19 protein-coding genes and 1 rRNA gene are annotated in these 20,889 nt (G+C 70.5%); 3 read left to right on the top strand and 17 right to left on the bottom strand.

The genetic code is table 11. The annotated features are described in order from the left end of the window. Positions 1 to 112: 112 nt before the first annotated feature. The 7 genes from ACFYYF_RS05095 to ACFYYF_RS05065 form a co-directional block, all read right to left on the bottom strand. The gene (locus ACFYYF_RS05095) at positions 113 to 1,015 is read right to left on the bottom strand and encodes an SAM-dependent methyltransferase (RefSeq protein ID WP_361677242.1); all 903 of its coding nucleotides are present in this window, start codon (positions 1,013 to 1,015) and stop codon (positions 113 to 115) included. A gap of 160 nt (positions 1,016 to 1,175) precedes the next feature. Continuing rightward, on the bottom strand, positions 1,176 to 2,168 hold the full coding sequence (gene hemB, locus ACFYYF_RS05090; protein WP_361677245.1) for a porphobilinogen synthase: 993 nt from the start codon (positions 2,166 to 2,168) through the stop codon (positions 1,176 to 1,178). A gap of 441 nt (positions 2,169 to 2,609) precedes the next feature. Continuing rightward, a complete protein-coding gene (locus tag ACFYYF_RS05085) occupies positions 2,610 to 4,313 on the bottom strand; it encodes a uroporphyrinogen-III synthase (RefSeq protein ID WP_388771629.1) in 1,704 nt (567 codons plus the stop codon). Then, the gene (gene hemC / locus ACFYYF_RS05080) at positions 4,310 to 5,269 is read right to left on the bottom strand and encodes a hydroxymethylbilane synthase (protein ID WP_361677251.1); all 960 of its coding nucleotides are present in this window, start codon (positions 5,267 to 5,269) and stop codon (positions 4,310 to 4,312) included. The genes ACFYYF_RS05085 and hemC overlap by 4 nt, the downstream gene beginning before the upstream one ends. Continuing rightward, positions 5,266 to 6,975, bottom strand: a complete 1,710-nt coding sequence (locus ACFYYF_RS05075) for a glutamyl-tRNA reductase (protein ID WP_388771626.1) — start codon at positions 6,973 to 6,975, stop codon at positions 5,266 to 5,268. Before ACFYYF_RS05075 ends, hemC begins: the two co-directional genes overlap by 4 nt. After that, a complete protein-coding gene (locus ACFYYF_RS05070; protein WP_361677257.1) occupies positions 6,972 to 7,733 on the bottom strand; it encodes a redox-sensing transcriptional repressor Rex in 762 nt (253 codons plus the stop codon). Before ACFYYF_RS05070 ends, ACFYYF_RS05075 begins: the two co-directional genes overlap by 4 nt. 365 nt (positions 7,734 to 8,098) lie before the next feature. Further along, the gene (locus tag ACFYYF_RS05065) at positions 8,099 to 8,398 is read right to left on the bottom strand and encodes a glutaredoxin family protein (RefSeq protein ID WP_361677260.1); all 300 of its coding nucleotides are present in this window, start codon (positions 8,396 to 8,398) and stop codon (positions 8,099 to 8,101) included. 186 nt (positions 8,399 to 8,584) lie between these two features. On the opposite strand from ACFYYF_RS05065, the gene ACFYYF_RS05060 reads away from it, so the two are divergent. From ACFYYF_RS05060 to ACFYYF_RS05050, 3 genes are all read left to right on the top strand, one after another. Continuing rightward, positions 8,585 to 9,526, top strand: a complete 942-nt coding sequence (locus tag ACFYYF_RS05060) for an HAD-IB family hydrolase (RefSeq protein WP_361677263.1) — start codon at positions 8,585 to 8,587, stop codon at positions 9,524 to 9,526. Between the two features lie 700 nt (positions 9,527 to 10,226). After that, positions 10,227 to 10,997, top strand: a complete 771-nt coding sequence (locus tag ACFYYF_RS05055) for an ECF subfamily RNA polymerase sigma factor, BldN family (protein ID WP_388771622.1) — start codon at positions 10,227 to 10,229, stop codon at positions 10,995 to 10,997. Positions 10,998 to 11,251: 254 nt separating this feature from the next. After that, positions 11,252 to 12,481, top strand: a complete 1,230-nt coding sequence (locus ACFYYF_RS05050) for a DUF5667 domain-containing protein (RefSeq protein WP_388771620.1) — start codon at positions 11,252 to 11,254, stop codon at positions 12,479 to 12,481. Between the two features lie 105 nt (positions 12,482 to 12,586). On the opposite strand, the gene ACFYYF_RS05045 is transcribed toward ACFYYF_RS05050, so the two are convergent. The 10 genes from ACFYYF_RS05045 to rrf form a co-directional block, all read right to left on the bottom strand. Beyond that, positions 12,587 to 13,645, bottom strand: coding sequence for a lysophospholipid acyltransferase family protein (locus tag ACFYYF_RS05045; RefSeq protein WP_388771618.1), 1,059 nt, complete (start codon positions 13,643 to 13,645; stop codon positions 12,587 to 12,589). A gap of 14 nt (positions 13,646 to 13,659) precedes the next feature. Then, positions 13,660 to 14,721, bottom strand: coding sequence for an NAD-dependent epimerase/dehydratase family protein (locus tag ACFYYF_RS05040; RefSeq protein WP_388771615.1), 1,062 nt, complete (start codon positions 14,719 to 14,721; stop codon positions 13,660 to 13,662). A gap of 464 nt (positions 14,722 to 15,185) precedes the next feature. Further along, positions 15,186 to 15,284, bottom strand: a complete 99-nt coding sequence (locus ACFYYF_RS05035; protein WP_003948845.1) for a 30S ribosomal protein bS22 — start codon at positions 15,282 to 15,284, stop codon at positions 15,186 to 15,188. Positions 15,285 to 15,427: 143 nt separating this feature from the next. Then, a complete protein-coding gene (locus tag ACFYYF_RS05030) occupies positions 15,428 to 15,637 on the bottom strand; it encodes a helix-turn-helix domain-containing protein (RefSeq protein ID WP_093781815.1) in 210 nt (69 codons plus the stop codon). A gap of 129 nt (positions 15,638 to 15,766) precedes the next feature. Beyond that, positions 15,767 to 16,582 (bottom strand): phosphatase, encoded by an 816-nt coding sequence (locus ACFYYF_RS05025; RefSeq protein WP_388771612.1) that lies wholly within the window; start codon positions 16,580 to 16,582, stop codon positions 15,767 to 15,769. Positions 16,583 to 16,668: 86 nt separating this feature from the next. Then, entirely contained in the window at positions 16,669 to 17,841 is a 1,173-nt protein-coding gene (locus ACFYYF_RS05020) for an acetoin utilization protein AcuC (RefSeq protein ID WP_388771607.1), read from the bottom strand. Further along, entirely contained in the window at positions 17,792 to 19,015 is a 1,224-nt protein-coding gene (locus ACFYYF_RS05015; protein ID WP_361677284.1) for an MFS transporter, read from the bottom strand. Before ACFYYF_RS05015 ends, ACFYYF_RS05020 begins: the two co-directional genes overlap by 50 nt. 207 nt (positions 19,016 to 19,222) lie before the next feature. Continuing rightward, positions 19,223 to 19,954 carry a VC0807 family protein gene (locus ACFYYF_RS05010; protein ID WP_388771604.1) on the bottom strand — a complete coding sequence of 244 codons (732 nt, stop codon included), beginning with the start codon at positions 19,952 to 19,954 and terminating at the stop codon, positions 19,223 to 19,225. A 134-nt stretch (positions 19,955 to 20,088) separates the two neighbouring features. Beyond that, entirely contained in the window at positions 20,089 to 20,733 is a 645-nt protein-coding gene (locus ACFYYF_RS05005) for an HAD family hydrolase (RefSeq protein WP_388771602.1), read from the bottom strand. A gap of 68 nt (positions 20,734 to 20,801) precedes the next feature. Then, positions 20,802 to 20,889 (bottom strand): 5S ribosomal RNA (gene rrf, locus ACFYYF_RS05000); the annotation flags it as partial.

Genomic DNA, 20,889 nt, shown 5'->3' with positions numbered 1-20,889 from the left:
GGCGGGCGGCCCCGTCGTGCCGGGGCCGCCCCTGACCGCACCCTAGGCCGGTGCATGGCCTCTACACCCGTCGGTTCCGCGATGCGGACCGCTCGCAACTCGCCCAGGGCGCCTAGGGCTTGACGCCCGTGGCGACGTACACGTTGATGTCCGCGTCGGTGACGTCGTTGATGTCGAGGTAGCGGACCTTGTCGACGGCGTCGAGCGTGGCGAGGAAGGCGGGTTCGGCGGTCTCGGGGGCCGGGGTGCCGCCGTCGGGGCGCCAGTGGTGGGCGGGGACGACGCCGGGCTCGTCCAGGACCAGGCCGTTCTCGGTGAAGAAGCGCTCGACCTCCGCCTTCGAGCGCAGGACGAAGGTGAATCCCCGCTCGGTGAAGGTCCGCTGGACCGCGCGGATGTCCTCCGCGTTCAGGTCCTCGGTGAGGTGGCTCAGGACCAGGCGGCTGCCGGACGGCAGCGCGTCGACGAGCCCGCGCACGATGGGGTACGCCTCCGCGTCCTCGACGAAGTGCAGGATGGCGACCAGGACCAGGGCGACGGGCTGCTCGAAGTCGAGCGTCTCGACGGCCTGTTCGAGGATCTGCTTGGGCTCCTTGAAGTCCGCGTCGATGTAGTCCGTACGGCCCTCGGGTCCGCTGGTGAGCAGGGCGCGCGCGTGGGCCAGGACCACCGGGTCGTTGTCGACGTACACGACCCGCGCGTCCGGGGTGATCCGCTGGGCGATCTGGTGGACGTTCTCCTGGGTGGGCAGCCCGGTGCCGATGTCCAGGAACTGCCGGATGCCGCCGTCCGAGGCCAGCGTGGTCACGGCACGGCGCAGGAAGTCCCGGTTGTGCCGGACGTCGAGGTAGCCGCGGGGGTTCGCGGCGAGCGCGGCGGCGGCCGCGTTCCGGTCGACGGGGTAGTTGTCCTTGCCGCCGAGGAGGACGTCGTAGACCCGGGCGGGGTGCGCCTTGGTGGTGTCGATCCTCCTTCTCAGCTCGGCGGGGTCCTGGCTGAGGGCGTCACCGGGCATGGGGCATCTCCCTGGAGGGTCGCGTCACCTGACGGCCAACAACCTAACTCCTGAAGGGACTTGCCCGCGCCCTGTCACGCGATGCGGTCCAACTCCCCGCTGCCGCACGGCGGGAGGGCCGGCGAGGCCACGGACTCGCCGGCCCGCTCCGACGACACGGCTACCGCAGGCCGCGGGCCACCTCGGTCGCCCAGTACGTGAGGATGTTCTGCGCGCCGGCGCGCTTGATGCCGGTCAGGGACTCCAGGATCGCGCGGTCGCGGTCGATCCAGCCCTTCTCCGCGGCGGCCTCGACCATCGAGTACTCGCCGGAGATCTGGTAGGCGACGACCGGCACCTCGGACGCGTCGGCGACGCGGGCGAGGATGTCGAGGTAGGGACCGGCGGGCTTCACCATCACCATGTCGGCGCCCTCCTCCAGGTCCAGCGCCAGCTCCCGCAGCGACTCCCGCGCGTTCGCCGGGTCCTGCTGGTACGTCTTGCGGTCGCCCTTCAGGGACGAGCCGACGGCCTCCCGGAACGGGCCGTAGAAGGCGGAGGCGTACTTGACGGTGTAGGCGAGGATCGCCACGTCCTCGCGGCCGATCTGGTCGAGGGCGTCGCGGATGACCCCGACCTGGCCGTCCATCATCCCGCTGGGGCCCACGACATGGGCGCCGGCGTCGGCCTGCACCTGGGCCATCTCCGCGTACCGCTCCAGGGTCGCGTCGTTGTCGACCCGGCCCTGGTCGTCGAGCACACCGCAGTGCCCGTGGTCGGTGGTCTCGTCCAGGCACAGGTCGGACATGACGAGCAGCTCGTCGCCGACCTCGGCGCGCACGTCGCGCAGCGCGACCTGGAGGATCCCGTCCGGATCGGTGCCGGGCGTCCCGACCGCGTCCTTCTTCTCGTCCTCGGGGACCCCGAAGAGCATGATCCCGGAGATCCCGGCCTCCGCCGCCTCCAGGGCGGCCTTCTTCAGGCTGTCCCGCGTGTGCTGCACGACCCCGGGCATCGACCCGATCGGCACCGGCTCGCTCACACCCTCGCGGACGAACGCGGGGAGGATGAAGTCGGCGGGGTGCAGCCGGGTCTCGGCGACCATCCGGCGCATGACGGGGGTGGTGCGCAGCCGCCGGGGACGCGTACCGGGGAAGGATCCGTACTTCGTCATGCCGTCTACGCTACGCCCGTCACGGGGGCACCTTTACCGACGATCCGTCGGAGCCGGCACAGCCGTCCCGGCGGGTTTCAGGCACCGGCGCCACGGGCCGGGGCGAGGCCGGTTTCGCCACTCCAAGCCCGGGCCGGGTTCACCACTCCGACCGCCGGGGCCGGGTTCGCCACTCCTGCCGTGGGGAGCGGGTTCGTCACCACGACCACCGGGCCGGATTCGTCGTTCCGACCGCCGGGCCGGATTCGTCGTTCCGACCGCCGGGGCAGCCTCGTCACGCCGACCGCCGGAGCGGGTTCGCCACTCCGACCGCCCGGGCCGCTTCCCGGCGTCCTCACGACCGGCCCTCCCAGCCCGACCGGCCCCACGACGCGGCACGCCCCGCCGTCTCCCCGGGGGGGGAGAGACGGCGGGGCGTGTGTGCTTCGGGAACGCGGGGCGTCAGGTCGTCCGGCGCCTGCGTGAACCGGGGCGGCGCTCGCTCGGGCGGGTCACCGGGTCCCCGGCGTCCAGCGCGGCGGCACGGCGGCGCAGGCCGAACTCGGCCAGCGCCTCCGCCAGCTTGTGCACGGACGGCTCGGGGGCCATCACGTCGACCCGCAGCCCGTGCTCCTCGGCCGTCTTGGCCGTCGCGGGACCGATACAGGCGATCACCGTCACGTTGTGCGGCTTGCCGGCGATGCCGACCAGGTTCCGCACCGTGGAGGACGACGTGAAGAGCACGGCGTCGAAGCCGCCGCCCTTGATCGCCTCACGGGTGTCCGCCGGCGGCGGCGACGCGCGCACGGTGCGGTACGCCGTGACGTCGTCGACCTCCCAGCCCAGCTCGATGAGCCCGGCGACCAGGGTCTCCGTGGCGATGTCGGCCCGCGGCAGGAAGACACGGTCGATCGGGTCGAAGACCGGGTCGTAGGGCGGCCAGTCCTCCAGCAGGCCCGCGGCCGACTGCTCGCCGCTCGGCACCAGGTCCGGCTTCACGCCGAAGGCGATCAGCGCGTTGGCGGTCTGCTCGCCCACCGCGGCGACCTTGATGCCCGCGAAGGCGCGCGCGTCGAGGCCGTACTCCTCGAACTTCTCCCGGACCGCCTTGACGGCGTTGACCGAGGTGAAGGCGATCCACTCATAGCGGCCGGTCACCAGGCCCTTGACCGCGCGCTCCATCTGCTGGGGCGTGCGCGGCGGCTCGACGGCGATCGTCGGCACCTCGTAGGGCACGGCCCCGTACGACCTGAGCTGGTCGGAGAGCGACGCCGCCTGCTCCTTCGTACGCGGCACGAGCACCTTCCAGCCGAACAGCGGCTTGGACTCGAACCACGACAGCTGGTCGCGCTGGGCGGCGGAGGATCGCTCACCGACCACGGCTATCACCGGGCGGCCGCCGTCCGGGGACGGCAGCACCTTCGCCTGCTTCAGCGTCTGCGCGATCGTGCCGAGGGTGGCCGACCAGGTGCGCTGGCGGGTCGTCGTACCGGCGATCGTCACGGACATCGGGGTGTCGGGCTTGCGGCCGGAGGCCACCAGCTCACCCGCGGCCGCGGCGACGGAGTCGAGCGTCGCCGACACCACGACGGTGCCGTCGGACGCGCCGACCTCGGTCCAGCAGCGGTTCGACGCGGTCCGCGCGTCGACGAACCGTACGTCGGCGCCCTGGGCGTCCCGCAGCGGCACACCCGCGTACGCGGGCACACCGACGGCCGCCGCGATACCGGGAACCACCTCGAACGGAACACCCGCGGCGACGCAGGCCAGCATCTCCTCGGCGGCGTACGTGTCGAGTCCGGGGTCACCGGACACCGCACGCACGACCCGCTTGCCGCCCCGCGCGGCCGTCATGACAAGATTGGCCGCGTCCCTCGACGCGGGGTCACCAACGGTTGTTGACGCGCTGTCAACAACCGTCAGCTGAGGCGTGCCTGTGCCCTGGTACGGAACCGGCGAAGTGTCCGGATCCGTGTTCAGAACGGCGACGCCTTGTCTGGCGTGAACGCGCACCACGTCGAGCACGTCGTGCTCGGCGACGAGGACGTCCGCGTTCGCCAGCGCCTCCACGGCGCGCAGTGTCAGTAGCCCTGGATCTCCGGGTCCGGCACCCAGGAAGGTGACGTGCCCGTGGACCGGAGCGGCGGGAAGGTTGGTGGGGCTCACAGTGCTCGCTCCCCCATCAGACCGGCCGCGCCCTTGGCAAGCATCTCGGCGGCGAGTTCACGGCCGAGCGACATCGCCTGGTCGTGTGTCTCGGGCACGGGACCGGTGGTGGACAGCTGCACCAGCGTCGAGCCGTCGGTCGTGCCGACGACGCCGCGCAGGCGCATCTCCTTGACAATCTGCCCGTCGGCCAGAAGATCGGCGTACGCGCCCACGGGAGCGCTGCAGCCGGCCTCCAGGGCGGCGAGCAGGGATCGCTCGGCGGTCACGGCGGCCCGGGTGTACGGGTCGTCGAGCTCGGCGAGCGCGGCGACGAGGTCCGCGTTGTCCGCGGAGCACTCGATCGCCAGGGCCCCCTGGCCGGGGGCGGGCAAAACCGTGTCGACCGGCAGGAAGTCGGTGACCTCGTCGATGCGGCCGATCCGGTTGAGTCCGGCGGCGGCGAGCACGACGGCGTCGAGCTCCCCGGCGTGGACGTACCCGATACGGGTGTCGACGTTGCCCCGGATGGCGACCGTCTCGATCGACATGCCGTGGCTGCGCGCGTACGCGTTGAGCTGGGCCATGCGGCGCGGCGAACCGGTGCCGACGCGCGCGCCGTCCGGAAGCTGCTCGAACGTCAGTCCGTCGCGGGCGACGAGCACGTCACGGACGTCCTCGCGCACCGGCACGGCGGCCAGCGCGAGCTCCTCGGGCTGCGTGGTCGGCAGATCCTTGAGGGAGTGCACGGCGAAGTCGACCTCGCCGCGCACCAGTGCCTCCCGCAGCGCGGTCACGAAGACACCCGTGCCGCCGATCTGCGCGAGGTTCTCGCGGGAAACATCGCCGTACGTCGTGATCTCAACGAGCTCGACGGGCCGTCCGGTCACCCGGCTCACGGCATCCGCCACCTGCCCGGACTGGGCCATGGCGAGTTTGCTTCGCCTCGTCCCCAGTCTCAAAGCCTGCTCACTCATGCTCGCCCTCGGTTCTTGGCGTTCTCGGTGTTGTTCTCGGCCCGCGAGACGGCGGCGACCGTCTCCGGGTCCAGGTCGAACAGGGTCCGCAGCGCGTCCGCGTACCCGGCACCGCCGGGCTCGGCGGCGAGTTGCTTGACCCGTACGGTCGGGGCGTGCAGCAGCTTGTCGACGACGCGCCGCACGGTCTGGGTGATCTCGCCGCGCTGCTTGTCGTCGAGGTCCGGCAGCCGTCCGTCCAGTCGCGCGATCTCGTTCGCGACGACGTCGGCGGCCATGGCGCGCAGCGCGACCACGGTGGGGGTGATGTGCGCGGCCCGCTGGGCGGCGCCGAACGCGGCCACCTCGTCGGAGACGATCCGGCGCACCTGGTCCACGTCGGCGGCCATCGGCGCGTCCGCGGAGGCCTCGGCCAGCGTCTCCAGGTCGACGAACCGCACGCCGAGCAGCCGGTGGACGGCCGCGTCGATGTCACGGGGCATCGCGAGGTCGAGCAGGGCGAGCACCGGCGCGGGGCGGGACACCTCGGCGACGGGTTCGGGCCTGCGGCGCTCGGGGATGCGGCCGACCGTCGCGGCGGTGGCGGCCAGCGCGGCGATGAGGTCGGCGTCGGCCTCGGCGTCCTCGACGGGCGTACGACGGCCGTCGCGGCGCTCGACGGTTCCGGTGCCCTTGTCCACCCAGGCCGCGTGCTGCTCCAGGGTGGCCGCGTCCATGCCGGCGACGGCGGCCTCGCCCATGACGGAGAAGCCGGTGGCGCCCTGCACGGCGGACAGGTCCAGCGGGCAGGCGTCCTCGGCGTCGGCGGGCGCGAGGTGACCGGCCGGGCCGGCCGCCGTCTCCCGCAGTGCCGCGGGCGTTCCCGTACGTCCTTCGACGGCCGCCGCCACGGTCTCGGCCGTCAGGACGAGTCCGGTGGCCCCGGTGCACGAGACGGCGATGTCGGCACGTGTCAGCTCGACCGGCACCGAGTCCATCGGTACCGCGCGGGCCAGCACGTCCGTGTCGTCGCCGCCGGTGAGGATCTCGGCGAGGCGCTCGGCGCGGTCGGGGGTGCGGTTGGCGATCACGATCTCGCCGACGCCGACGCGCGCGAGCGTCGCGGCGGCCAGCGAGGACATCGAGCCCGCGCCGATGACGAGGGCCTTCTTGTCCTTGGCCCAGGCCTCGACGGCCCGCCCGGCGGCCAGCTGCTCCAGGCCGAAGGTGACCAGCGACTGTCCGGCCCGGTCGATGCCGGTCTCGGAGTGGGCGCGCTTGCCGACCCGCAGGGCCTGCTGGAACAGGTCGTTCAGCAGCCGGCCCGCGGTGTGCAGTTCCTGCGCGGTGGCGAGCGCGTCCTTGATCTGGCCGAGGATCTGGCCCTCGCCGACGACCATCGAGTCGAGGCCGCAGGCCACCGAGAAGAGGTGGTGGACGGCCCGGTCCTCGTAGTGCACGTACAGGTGGGGGGTGAGCTCCTCCAGGCCGACGCCGCTGTGCTGGGCGAGGAGCGTGGACAGCTCGGCGACGCCCGCGTGGAACTTGTCCACGTCGGCGTACAGCTCGATGCGGTTGCAGGTGGCGAGCACCGCGCCCTCGGTGGCCGGCTCGGTGGCGAGCGTGTCCTGGAGCAGCTTGACCTGGGCGTCCGCGGACAGCGCGGCCCGTTCGAGGACGCTGACCGGAGCGCTGCGGTGGCTCAGCCCGACGACGAGGAGACTCATGCCGGCATCACCGCTGGGAGGTCGCCGTCGGGACCCTTGCCGTCGTTGCCCCGCTCGGCCGGGGCGGCGGCGGCACCGGCCTGGGCCTCCGCCTCCTCGCCGGCCTTGCGCTGCTCGTGGAACGCGAGGATCTGCAGCTCGATCGAGAGGTCGACCTTGCGCACGTCGACGCCGTCCGGGACGGACAGGACGGTCGGCGCGAAGTTCAGGATGGAGGTGACGCCGGCGGCGACCAGGCGGTCGCAGACGGGCTGGGCGGCCCCGGCCGGGGTGGCGATGACACCGATCGAGACACCGTTCTCGTCGATGATCCTCTCCAGGTCGTCCGTGTGCTGGACCGGGATCCCGGCGACGGGCTTGCCGGCCATCGCGGGGTCGGCGTCGATGAGCGCCGCCACACGGAATCCACGGGAGGCGAACCCTCCGTAGTTGGCCAGTGCCGCGCCGAGGTTTCCGATACCGACGATCACTACCGGCCAGTCCTGGGTCAGGCCCAGTTCGCGGGAGATCTGGTAGACGAGATACTCGACGTCGTACCCCACGCCACGGGTCCCGTAGGAACCGAGGTAGGAGAAGTCCTTGCGGAGCTTCGCGGAGTTGACCCCCGCGGCGGCCGCGAGCTCCTCGGAGGAGACCGTGGGAACCGAGCGCTCCGACAGTGCGGTGAGGGCTCGGAGGTACAGCGGAAGCCGGGCGACGGTGGCCTCGGGAATTCCTCGGCTGCGGGTCGCCGGTCGGTGAGTTCGGCCAGTTGCCACGGTGCTCCTGCGGGTAGAGCGGGGCTGCAGGCGGTCACACGTTCCCGGACCGCCCCGTCGAGTGCAGGCTATGTCTTTGTGAACGCGTGCACAAAGATGGTGTCCGATTTGCCCGGCCAACGTGACCGGGGTCACGCATGTCCCGCACACCGGTATGCAACCGGCGCGCGGGCGACTCCGCTCCGTACACGAAGGGGGCAAAACCGCACACTCTCCTCAACGAATCCCGCCCCCGAGACCAATCGCCGTCGATCCTAGGCGACTTTCCGGACGCTTTGGACGGGTCAGACAGGTCACAAGTCGGGATACATCACGGGCACCCCCGGCCCCACGGGGCCCGGCTCACCCCGTGAGGGCTTCGCGCATCACCCCGTGAGGGCTTTGCGAAGGCGTTCCTCGTTCACGCGCCAGAAGGTGTGCTGCGCGCCGTCCACCAGCACGACCGGGATCTGCTCCCAGTACTGGCGGTGCAGTTCCTCGTCCTCGGTGATGTCCTTTCCTTCCCAGGGGACCCCGAGCTCGGCGCACACCTTCTCGATCACCTCCTGTGCGTCATCACACAGATGGCACCCCGGCTTCCTGATCAGTGTGACCAGGTGATCCGCGGGCGCCTTCGTCTCCGTACGGCGGTCGCTGCGCCGGAAGATGGGGCTCATACGCGCCATTCTCCCGCCCCGGACGGCCGGGTGGGCACCGTCCGCGCGGCTCGCGGCGGCATGGCCCCGTCCTGGTTCGACGCGCCGTGGGTGCGGTGGGCCGGAGCGCTCGTTTAACGGCATGGCCGCGGAGAGTTCACAGCACCGAATCCTGTCGACTCCGGAAGCGCCGAACAGACTGGCTATGCTCACGACATGGCCGCTCTCGGATGGCTCACTCCCCGTAGGCGCTCCGCAACCGCGCGGAGCGTGTTGGCAGGCGAGGCCTCGGCGGAGGCAGCGCGCAAGTCCTCGCAGGAACTGCAGGAACTGGAAGAACTGGCGCCACCGGACGCCGTGGAGGAACCCGACTTCCCGGTGCTCGGCGACGACCGGGCCGCCGCGTTCTTCGATCTCGACAACACCGTGATGCAAGGTGCTGCCCTCTTCCACTTCGGACGCGGGCTGTACAAGCGGAAGTTCTTCGAGACCCGCGATCTCGCGAAGTTCGCCTGGCAGCAGGCGTGGTTCAGGCTGGCCGGGGTCGAGGACCCCGAGCACATGCAGGAAGCGCGTGACTCCGCGCTGTCGATCGTGAAGGGCCACCGGGTCTCCGAGCTGATGTCGATCGGCGAGGAGATCTACGACGAGTACATGGCCGAGCGGATCTGGCCCGGGACCCGGGCGCTCGCCCAGGCGCACCTGGACGCCGGGCAGAAGGTGTGGCTCGTCACGGCGGCGCCGGTGGAGATCGCCACCGTGATCGCGCGGCGGCTCGGTCTCACGGGTGCGCTGGGGACGGTCGCGGAGTCGGTGGACGGGATCTACACCGGCAAGCTGGTCGGTGAGCCCCTGCACGGTCCGGCGAAGGCGGAGGCCGTCCGGGCGCTGGCGTCCGCGGAGGGCCTGGACCTCTCGCGCTGCGCGGCGTACAGCGACTCGCACAACGACATTCCGATGCTCTCGCTGGTCGGGCACCCCTACGCGATCAACCCGGACTCGAAACTGCGCAAGCACGCGCGGGACTTCGACTGGCGGCTGCGGGACTACCGCACCGCGCGCAAGGCCGCGAAGGTCGGGATTCCCGCCGCGGCCGGGGTCGGCGCGGTGGCCGGCGGCACGGCCGCCGCGATCGCCCTGCATCGTCGCCGCCGGTAGCCCCGTCGCGGGTGCGGTTCCGGCTTCCGCCGGTGGGTGGGTCGGGGCCGCGCCGGTGCATCAGGCCGCCGCTGTCGGGCAGAGAAGTGACCGTTAGTGGCGACGGCCATCGATGTACCGCCACGTCCCCTCACGCCGGACCCCGACTGCGCGCACATCGTGGTGACGGTCTCAGCCCAAGATTTCAGCCCCGGCCGGCAAAAGTTCAGCCCCTCCGGCGATTGAGCAGCGGGGTCTGGGGCGGAGCCCCAGGGGGTCACTTCTCGGGTGCGGGGCAAGATTTCAGCCCCTCCGGCGCTTGAGGAGCGGGGTCCGGGGCGGAGCCCCAGGTACGGGACGGGTAGGGGCGGAGGGGGCGAAAACCTGTCCGGACCTGGGGTGGGGCCGTCGGTCGCGGGGGCAATCACATCGTCCTACCCACGTCGTGGGCGACTCAGTCACGCTCGCCGCAGGCGGGCACAACACGCCCTGCACTCAGACGGAACACGAACCGATGCGATCAACAAGCGGTCACCGACCGGTACTTGAACAGGCATCGATCCGTGCCAAAAGCGTCGTAATCGATGATTTTAGCAACTGGGTGTAGTGCTGCCTGTACGAAGCGTTATTCTCCTCAGACGCAAACCGGTACCTCTCTGTCGTCACGACGAGTGAAAGGTCCCGTACTGCACGTGATGGAAGCTCTGCCTCTGGGAGTCCCGTGTACTCACACGTCGGGGTTGACGCCTCGGGCCTGGCTACGCTGCGCGCAACGGTCCTGGACCGTTTGCGCGGCTTCGTCCCCACCGCGTACGCCGTCCCCGCCTTCGCCCTCCCCGCGCCCGTCGGACCTTGCTACGCCCTGGCCGACGGCAACGCGGCGGTCGGCAGGCGAGGCCGCTCGGGCTCGGCCACCACCGCACGCCGTCCGGCCGCGGACAGCGACAGCGCCCGGATGATGGATCTCGTGGAGCGCGCCCAGGCCGGCGAGGCCGACGCCTTCGGACGGCTCTACGACCAGTACAGCGACACCGTGTACCGCTACATCTATTACCGGGTCGGAGGCAAGGCGACCGCCGAGGACCTCACGAGTGAGACCTTTCTGCGGGCGCTGCGCCGGATCGGCACCTTCACCTGGCAGGGGCGGGACTTCGGCGCCTGGCTCGTGACCATCGCCCGGAACCTGGTGGCCGACCATTTCAAGTCCAGCCGCTTCCGGCTGGAAGTGACCACCGGCGAGATGCTCGACGCCAACGAGGTCGAGCGCTCCCCCGAGGACTCCGTCCTGGAGTCCCTGTCGAACGCCGCGCTGCTCGAAGCCGTCCGACGGCTCAACCCGCAGCAGCAGGAGTGCGTGACGCTCCGCTTCCTCCAGGGGCTCTCGGTCGCCGAGACCGCCCGGGTGATGGGCAAGAACGAGGGCGCCATCAAGACCCTCCAGTACCGGGCCGTGCGCACGCTGGCCCGGCTCCTGCCCGACGACGTGCGCTGAGCCCGCCTCGGGCCCCAGTGGCCCCGCACGCTCAGCGACGTCCAACTCACCTTCTGTAATGGTCTGTTGACTTCGCGGTCCGCTCACCGGTCGTCCGTAACCCAAGTGCCGTGACGCTCGTTGTGCGGGATACAGGCTCCCTGTGGTCACGCCTTGGCCAGCGCCGATCACCCGATCGTGTGCACACGGCCAGGGGGTGCAACCCTCAGGACCCCCTGGGGAGTCGACCGTCATGACGAGAGGAGGTGCCGCCAGTGATCGCGAACGTATCGGCACACCGGCGGGCGAACGCCTTCGCCCAGGCCCTGGAGGAGATCGACCAGGGCACGGCGGCCGAGCAGCCGGATGGTTCGGCACCGTCCCGGGCTGCTGCGGAACAGACCGAGCAAGGGCTGCTGTTGGCCCTCGCCACCGGTCTGGGCGAGCTGCCCGAACCGGAGCTGGACCCCGAGGTCAAGATCGTGCAGCGAGCCCAGCTCGTCGCCGCGATGGAGGCCATGCTGCAGGAGGGCACCGCCGGAGGCGAGGGTCCGGGCCGCGCTCTGCCCGAACAGCGGTCCCATCGGGCCAAGGGCTCGCACCGGGCGACCGGACTGGGGAAGCTGCGTCCCCGGTCCCGGCTGTCCAAGGGGCTGGCCGCGGGCGGGCTCACCGTCGGCGTGGCCGCCGGAGCCTTCGGCGGTGTGGCCGCCGCGAGCTCCGACGCCCTGCCCGGTGACTCGCTCTACGGGCTCAAGCGCGGCATGGAGGACATCAAACTGGGGCTGGCCCACGGCGACAGCGACCGCGGCGAGCTCTATCTGGACCAGGCCTCCAACCGCCTGAACGAAGCCCGCCGGCTGATGGAGCGGGGCCGCTCGGGACACCTGGACCACGAGTCCCTGGGCGAGATCCGCCGCGCTCTGTCCGGCATGCAGCACGACGCCTCCGAGGGCCACCGACTGCTGCACGAGGCGTACGCACGGGACGGCTCACTGGGCCCCATCCAGACCCTGTCCGCCTTCTCCCGGTCGCACCGGGAGGCCTGGGGCGCTCTGCGCGACCGGCTGCCCGTGCAGCTCGGTGACGTCAGTGACCAGGTCTCGTCGGTCTTCGACGCCATAGACGAAGAGGTCGACCCGCTGCGCTCGCAGCTGCCCAGGACGCCCGCCCCCGAGGGCACGGGCCGTCACCGGGGCAAGAGCGAGGAGTCCGCCGGCTCGTCGGGCACGGACACGACCGCGCCCAGCGCCGGCAGCAGCTCCGCCGGCGCGAGTCACAGCAGCGGCAAGCCCAAGCCGTCCAGTTCCGGCAGCAGCAGCGAGGGCCTGCTCGGCGGCGGCACCGGCGGTCTGCTCGACCCGCCGCAGGACGACACCAGCACCACCCCGTCGTCCAGCGCCGGCGGCAAGAACAGCGCGACGAGCGAACCGGACGTCACCCTGCCGCCCCTGCTCCCCGGTCTCCTGCCGGGCCTCGGCATCGACACGCAGGACAGCGACTGACGGGCCCACCGCGGTCACGTCGATGGGGGCGCCCTCCCTGAGGAGGGCGCCCCCATCGACGTACCGGCATATCAGGACATGATCAACAGAATCGTATTTGCATGATCAGAAGAAAACGGACCTGCGCTGCACCAGCAGCTTGTAGAGGGTGTGCTGGATCTGCTCCCTGACCTGGTCGGTCAGGTTGAACATCAGCATCGGGTCGTCGGCCGCCTCCGGCGGATAGCCGTCCGTGCGGATCGGTTCGCCGAACTGGATCGTCCACTTGGTGGGCAGCGGGATCGCGCCGAGCGGGCCCAGCCACGGGAAGGTCGGCGTGATCGGGAAGTACGGGAATCCCAGCAGCCGCGCGAGCGTCTTCGCGTTGCCGATCATCGGGTAGATCTCCTCCGCCCCGACGATCGAGCACGGAATGATCGGGGTGCCCGCGCGCAGGGCCGTCGAGACGAAGCCGCCCCGGCCGAACCGCTGGAGCTTGTAGCGCTCGCTGAACGGCTTGCCGATGCCCTTGAAGCCCTCCGGCATCACACCGACCAGTTCACCGCGCTCCAGCAGCCGTTCGGCGTCCTCCGAGCAGGCCAGCGTGTGACCGGCCTTGCGGGCCAGCTCGTTGACGACCGGGAGCATGAAGACCAGGTCGGCGGCGAGCAGACGCAGATGACGGTTCGCGGGATGGTTGTCGTGGACGGCGACCTGCATCATCAGGCCGTCCAGCGGAAGGGTGCCCGAGTGGTTGGCGACGATCAACGCGCCGCCTTCGGACGGGATGTTCTCGACGCCCTTCACCTCGACGCGGAAGTACTTCTCGTACACCGGCCGGATCAGGGACATCAGGACCTGGTCGGTCAGCTCCTGGTCGTAGCCGAACTCGTCGATCTCGTAGTCACCGGTGAGCCTGCGGCGCAGGAAGGAGAGACCTCCCGCGATGCGCTGCTCCAGGCTCGTACCCGTGCCGCCCTGCTGGGGCTTGCGGGGCGGCTGTTCCTCCTGCGTCACCGGAACATCATCCTGCGGGAGGGCCCGTCCGGGCATGGGCTGGACCTCGCGTACGACCACGGGATCGCCCTTGCGCCGGCTCCCCGCGGCCCGGCGCCTCGCCGGGCGCTGCACCGCAGCCCCGCGCGAGCGGTCGTCGTCGAACGGAATGACCTTGGCGTCCGCCATCGTTGATGCGCTCCTCAGTTGGCGCTCTGCGTCGGGGGGTGGCCGCCGCCCAGAACGGGCAGCGCGGCGATCTTGTCCACGGCCCCCGCAAGGGCCTCCGGGGGCAGGAGTCCGGGACCCCTGCTCTGGGCGAAGTCCGCGAAGGTCTCCGCCGTCGTGTACTTCGGCTGGTAGCCCAGGGTTTCGCGCATCTGGACCGTCGCGACCACCCTGCCGTGCGTGAGCAGCCGCAGCTGTTCCGGCGAGAAATCCGTCACCCCCAGGGTACGCACGGCCGTGCCGGCCCAGCTCAGGGCCGGCAGCAGGAGAGGGACGGTGGCGCGGCCGAGCCGTCGCGCGCACTGGGAGAGCAGCAGGACGCCGTCCCCGGCGACGTTGAACGTGCCGCTGTTGAGCGTGCCCCGCTGCGGCTCGTGCGCGGCGAGCCGCAGCACCTCGATGACGTCGCTCTCGTGGACGAACTGCAGCCGCGGGTCGTAGCCGAACACGGTCGGCAGCACCGGCAGCGAGAAGTACGAGGCGAGCGGCGAATCAGCGCTGGGTCCGAGGATGTTGGCGAACCGCAGCACGCACACGGCGACATCGGGCCTGCGGCGCGCGAAGCCGCGTACGTAGCCCTCGACCTCGACCGTGTCCTTCGCGAAGCCGCCGCTGGGCAGCGACTTGGGCGAGGTGGTCTCGGTGAAGACGGCCGGGTCGCGGGGCGCCGAACCGTAGACGTTCGTGCTGGACTTCACGACGAGCCGCTTGACCGTCGGGGACTTCTGGCAGGCACCGAGGAGCTGCATGGTGCCGATGACGTTGGTCTCCTTGACCGTCGTCCGGCTGCCGGAGGCCAGCGCCGTGCCCGTGACGTCCATGTGGACGACCGTGTCGACGGAGTACTCGGCGAGCACCCGGGCGATGGTGGGCTGCCGGATGTCGGCCTGCACGAAGTCGGCGCCGCCGATGTGGTGCTCGGGCGGCACCGCGTCCACGGCGATCACCCGGTCCACCTGCGGGTCACGCTGGATCCGTCGTACGAACCGGCCCCCGAGCTGCCGGGCCACCCCGGTCACGAGCACGACCTTCCCCAAGATCAGCGCCTTCCTTCCAGAACTGGACCTAGCTCCGCTCGTACCTGCCGAGTTCCCCGTGTGCGGCCAACTTAGCGGGTTGATGTTGCGCTGTGATGACCGCCCGATGCACGAAGTGACGACAGCCATGGACGTACGACCAGACCCAGCCATTCGGCCCACAGCCGTGCGGGGCGCGCGTGGCCGAGGACGTTCGACGGTCGAGCGGAATTTCGGGGTTCCCCTCCCCGCCGTCGTCATGCCTGTCGGAGCGTTCCCGGCGACCGCCGTACCGGAGCCAGCGGGCTGGAACCGGCTGGGACCGGCGGAGCGGAACAGCCGCCCGCCGGAAAGCGTCGGGCCGGAACTCCTCGGCAGCCGCCACGACGGCCTCGGCCGGCCCTCGTGCGGTTTTCCCCGGGCGGATACGCCTGTGGCCCCCCACCCGCTGGTGAGAGGCCACAGTACGCGTTTCCGCGCGTCGCTTACTTCTTGTTGCGACGCTGAACGCGAGTGCGCTTGAGCAGCTTGCGGTGCTTCTTCTTCGCCATCCGCTTGCGCCGCTTCTTGATAACAGAGCCCACGACTACCCTCGCTCACTTCTCTTTACTCGGTGCTGGGCTGCATGGGCCCACACGACCTATGAGGGGCCAGCCTACCCGCCCGAGAGCTGAGGTCGTAATCGAGGTGTTTTCCGGGAGATCGCGAACGGTCTCCCGGAACGCCGTCAGGCGGTCTCCACCCCCACATAGCTCTCACGGAGGTACTCGTGAACCGCTTGCTCCGGCACCCGGAAGGACCTCCCCACCCGGATCGCCGGCAGATGACCGCTGTGCACCAGGCGGTACACGGTCATCTTCGACACTCGCATCACCGAGGCGACTTCCGCCACGGTAAGGAACTGAACCTCGTTCAGAGGCCTCTCGCCTGCAGCCATGTCACACCTGCACCTTCCGCACTCGACGGCCACCGGCTTCCCCTTCCGGTGACTCTTCGTCGTTGCGCACTCACTCCCCAATGTAGGGGCGGGTGATGCGAGTGGGGAAGAGGAGATGCCATCGGCCGCCTACTGTGACAGACACGCTCGATTGAGTACATAGCGAGTAAGCGGTCGGTAGTAATCAGACCGCACAGCGTCATCTAGCGGAACGACGACGGACACGCGCCCCTCTGCCTCTCCGACGAACAGGGCGGGATCGTCCGTGTCGGCCAGCCCGATGGCCTCGAACCCCAGCTGACCTGCCCCGCAGACCCATCCGTGGTCTCCGATGACCAGCTCCGGGAGGGGCTCTCCGGCCTCGGCCGCGGCCGCCAGAACCGTCCTGACGGGGAGGGGTGAATGGGAGTGTGCGCCGGTCGCACGACCGGCGGCCTCCGCCTCCGGTTCACGCACGAACGCGACACCTCGTACGTAGTCGAGGTTGTATGTGCGTAGACCGAACCGGGTCGTTATGTCGATAGAGCTACCCTGCGCGGGGGTGAGGACGACACATCCAGCCGCCGACAGGGCGTCCGCGAGCGCGGCGTAGAAATCGATCAGACGGTGCGGGTGACCGGTACCGAGAAGCACGGGGTGACGGCGTCGGGCGGCTTCGCCGAGCCGTTCCGCGAACGCGTCGAGGGCCGCCAGGGTCCGCTCCGGGTCGATCACATCATGCCCCGAAGTGTGGGACGGATCAGCCGAGACCCCGCATTTGTCGGCCATCAACTCGATCAGATCCCGCTGGCGCCAGGTCCATTCGGGATCGAGTCCGAGCAGCAGACGAGGGTCGCGGGCGGCGAAGAGCCGGTAGCTGCGCAGGCTCTCCTCGCGCGACGTGGCCACAGGACCGGCGAGCCGGGCGGCCAGCAGATGTGCGCGCAAGGCTCCGGTGCTCAACACGTCAGCGATGCTGGCTCATCCACCGGCACCCTATGCCCACAATGCGGAATATGCCCCACAGTTGGCCTAATGGTCCCTGGCCAGTCCTACGGAAGCATCCCCCGCAGCGGGAACACGGCCTTGCGCGTCGCCACGATCGCCTGATCGAGGCGGTCCGCCGGGTCGTACCCCGACTCCCAGTCCTTGAAGGACACCGGCCACCGGCCGTCCGTCATCCGCATCGGCGCCAACTGCCGTGTGCGGGCGAAGACCTCCTGCCGCCAGCTCTCGGGGATCACCGTCTCCGGCTCGACGGGACGGCCCGCCGCCACGGCCACGAGATGCGTCCACGAGCGCGGCACCACCTCCACCACCGCGTATCCGCCGCCCCCCAGAGCGACCCAGCGGCCGTCGGCGTACGTGTGCGCCAGGTCGTGACAGGCGACCTGCACGGCCCGCTGCGCGTCGAGCGAGACGGCCAGGTGCGCGAGCGGGTCCTCGAAGTGGGTGTCCGCGCCGTGCTGGGTGACCAACACCTGCGGCCGGAAATCGGCGATCAGTTCCGGCACCACGGAGTGGAACGCCCGCAGCCAGCCCGCGTCCGCGGTGCCCGCCGGCAACGCGAGATTCACGGCCGTGCCCTCCGCGCTGCCCGCCCCGGTCTCCTCGGGCCACCCGGAGCCCGGGAACAGCGTCCGCGGATGCTCGTGCAGCGAGATCGTCAGGACCCGCGGATCCTCCCAGAAGGCCGCCTGGACACCGTCACCGTGATGCACGTCGACATCGATGTACGCGACCCGCTCGGCGCCCAGCTCCAGCAGCCGGGCGATGGCGAGAGCGGCGTCGTTGTAGACGCAGAACCCGGAGGCCGCGCCGGGCATCGCGTGATGCAGGCCGCCGGCGAAGTTCACCGCGTGCAGCGCCTCACCGCGCCACACGGCCTCCGCGGCCCCCACGGACTGCCCGGCGATCATCGCGGACACGTCGTGCATCCCGGCGAACGCGGGATCGTCCATGGTCCCGAGGCCGTACGACGGGTCGGCCGAGGCGGGATCGGCGGACGCCGCCCTGACGGCCGCCACGTAGTCCTCGCGGTGCACCAGCCGCAGGGTCGAATCCCCGGCGGGCTTCGCCGCGACGACGTCGACCGCCCGGTCGAGCCCGAAGGCCTCGACGAGTCCCCTCGTCAGCCGGAGCCGGACCGGATCCATCGGATGGTCCGGACCGAAGTCATACCCCGTTACTGCCTCGTCCCACATCAGCTGTGCGCGGCCGCTCATGCACGTCACCGTATCGGTCCGGTTGAGGTTCGAACGACCGGGCGTACCCCAAGGTCGCGAGGACCAGCACCATCGGTACGAGCATGGCCCCGCGGTAGTTCCACGCGTCGCCCAGCGCGCCCACCAACGGGGAACCGATCAGGAATCCGACGTAGTTGAAGATGTTCAGCCGCGCGATCGCCGTGTCGGACGCCCCCGGGAAGAGCCGCCCGGCGGCCGCGAAGGTCTGCGGCACGATCACGCACAGCCCGAGCCCGAGCAGCGTGAACCCCAGCATGCCCACCCCGGCCCCCGGTGCGACCGCCACCACGCCGAACCCGAGCGCGGCGACCACGGCGCCCAGCCGCACCACCGCCACGGCCCCGAACCGCCGCACCCCGAAGTCCCCGACGGCCCGCCCCACCAGCGTCATCACCATGTAGACGTTGTACGGAACGGTCGCCGTCTGCTCCGAACTGCCCAGCACGTCCGTGAGGTACTTCGCGCTCCAGTTGGAGACCGTCGAGTCGCCGATGTAGGCGAACGTCATGACCAGGCACAGCGGGAGCAGGAGCTTGAAGACGAGGGGACCGGCACCGGCACCGGCCTGCGCGTCCTTCGTCCCGTCGGCGTCCGAGCCCCCGTCGACGTACCACCGGCTGCCGACCAGGGCGAGCGGCAGCAGCACCAGCACGGCCGGCAGATACGACACGAAGAGCGACAGATGCCAGTGCGCGCCGGCCCACGCGAGCGAGGCGCCCACGATCCCGCCCAGGCTGTACGCGGCATGGAAGCCGAGCATGATGCTGCGCCCGTACGACCGCTGGAGGCTCACCCCGAGCATGTTCATCGAGGCGTCGAGGGCTCCGACCGCCAGACCGAAGACACCGAGACAGACGGCCACCTCGGCGAGCTGGTCACCGGCGCCGACGCCCAGCAGGGCCAGCAGCACGACGGGCTGCGACCACCGCAGGATCCGGCTGGGGCGTATGCGCTTGACGAGGTGCTCGGTGGTGACGCTGCCCAGCCCGGCGAGGACCGGGACGGCCGCCAGGAAGACCGGCAGGAGGGCGTCGGAGATCCCGTAGCGGTCCTGGATGGCCGGGATACGTGTCACGAGCAGCGCGAAGGCGGCGCCCTGAGCGAAGAAGCTGAACGCCAAAGAGGCCCTACCGCGCCGCAGCACATCTGTCATGGCGGCGAGCGTAGGGCCCCGGCTTACCGGTGGGTAGATCAAGCCGAAGATGAATTTTGCTCATCTCTTCGGAGGTGGGGGTGGGGAGGGACTGACGACCTCTTCGTGGCGGACCCGTCCCCGGCGTCGGTGCGGGGGTCCGGGGTCCTCGGCGCGGGGGTCCGGGGTCCTCGGTGCGGGGGTCCGGGGTCCTCGGTGCGGGGCCGTTCAGCCCCGCGGCCCGGTCTCGGCGGCGAGCTCGTGCTCCAGCATCTTCTGCATCGGGACGACGGCGAAGCGGCCGCTGAGCAGGAAGGCGAGGACCATCGAGGCGATCGTGACGACCGTGCCGAGCCAGACCATGGTGTCGATCGGCAGCGTGTAGGCACCCACGGCCTTCGCGACGCACTCGCTGAGCAGGACCGTGCCCCACACCAGCGAGAACGTCCGCTCGGCCTTCCGGAACGCCTCCGAGCCCGCCGCCAGCCGGTCCCAGGCCGCGGCCCGCGCCGCGTCGCCCTTCACCAGGAACGGCTTCATCCCCTGCGTCATCATCGGCCGTCCGAGCCTGACCGACACCAGGACACCGATCCCGATCGTGCTGCTGACCGCGCTGTCCTTGGCCAGCATCAGCCGCGGGTCACCGGCGACCAGGCTGAGCGCGAGCCCGACCACGTTGACGAACAGGATCAGCGCGGCCAGCGCGTTGACCCTGCGCTCGTTCACCACGCTCCACACGGTCCGCACGGCCGGAACGACACTGCTCCAGCCGAGGGCCGCCATCGTGCTCATCCCGAACCCGTTCTTCAGCAGGTAGTACGAGCCGACGGGCACCGCCACGTCCACGATCAGCGGCAGGAAGCTCGGCCGGGGGCCGGCGGTCTCCGCGGTGGTGGCCACCTCCGCCCGGGCAGCGCGGGTGGTCGCTCCAGTGCTGATCTCGGTGGCGGTGATGGTCATGATCGGGTCCCTCCGTCGTCGCTGTGTACGTCCCGTTTCGATGTACTCAGCTTCGCGGTCGGACCCCGCCCCCCGACAGAAACGATCGTCCGGAGCTCGGCATGACAAATGTCAGCGCCGGCCGATGGGTGACGTCATTTCAGCAGGTCAGCCAACTCCCCCATGTCGGAGAAGAGTTGGGTGGCACCGGTCAGCCGGTCGGCCGGTGTCATGGCGGTGAACCCGTACACGTCCATCCCGGCCGCGTTGGCCGCCTGGACGCCGAGAGGACTGTCCTCGACGACGGCACACCTCTCCGGTCGTACGCCCATGCGCTCGGCGGCGTACAGGAACAGATCGGGAGCCGGCTTGCCCCGCCCGACGTCCTGCGAGCTGAAGATCCGGTCCTCGTCGAACCACCGGTCGAGCCCCGTCGTCCGATGCCCGACCCGGATCCGCTCATGACTCCCGGAGGACGCCACGCAGTACGGAACTCCGTCCGCGGCCAGCTTCTCCAGCACCTGGCCGGCCCCGGGAACGGGCTTCAACTCCCGTTCGAAGGCGGCGAAGACCCGGGCGTGGAACACGTCGTCGAAGTCGTCCGGCAACCGCCGGCCGGTGCGCTCCAGGACCAGATCGTGGATGCGGTGCATCGCGGACCCCATGTAGTCCCGCAGGGAGTCCTCGTAGGAGGTGGGGTGCCCCAGCTCGGTCAGGTAGGCAGCCAGGTGGGTATTGGAGATCGGTTCGCTGTCCACGAGGACGCCGTCGTTGTCGAAAATAATCAAGTCGTAGCGCATACCAAAGACCCTAAACGCAGAGAACCCCCGGACCGGTATCCCCGGTCCGGGGGTTCTCTTCAAAATTTGTTCGGCGGCGTCCTACTCTCCCACAGGGTCCCCCCTGCAGTACCATCGGCGCTGTGAGGCTTAGCTTCCGGGTTCGGAATGTAACCG

Source organism: Streptomyces sp. NPDC001914 (assembly GCF_042891215.1).
Classification (GTDB): Bacteria; Actinomycetota; Actinomycetes; order Streptomycetales; family Streptomycetaceae; genus Streptomyces.
This window is presented reverse-complemented; position numbering and strand designations above follow the sequence as displayed.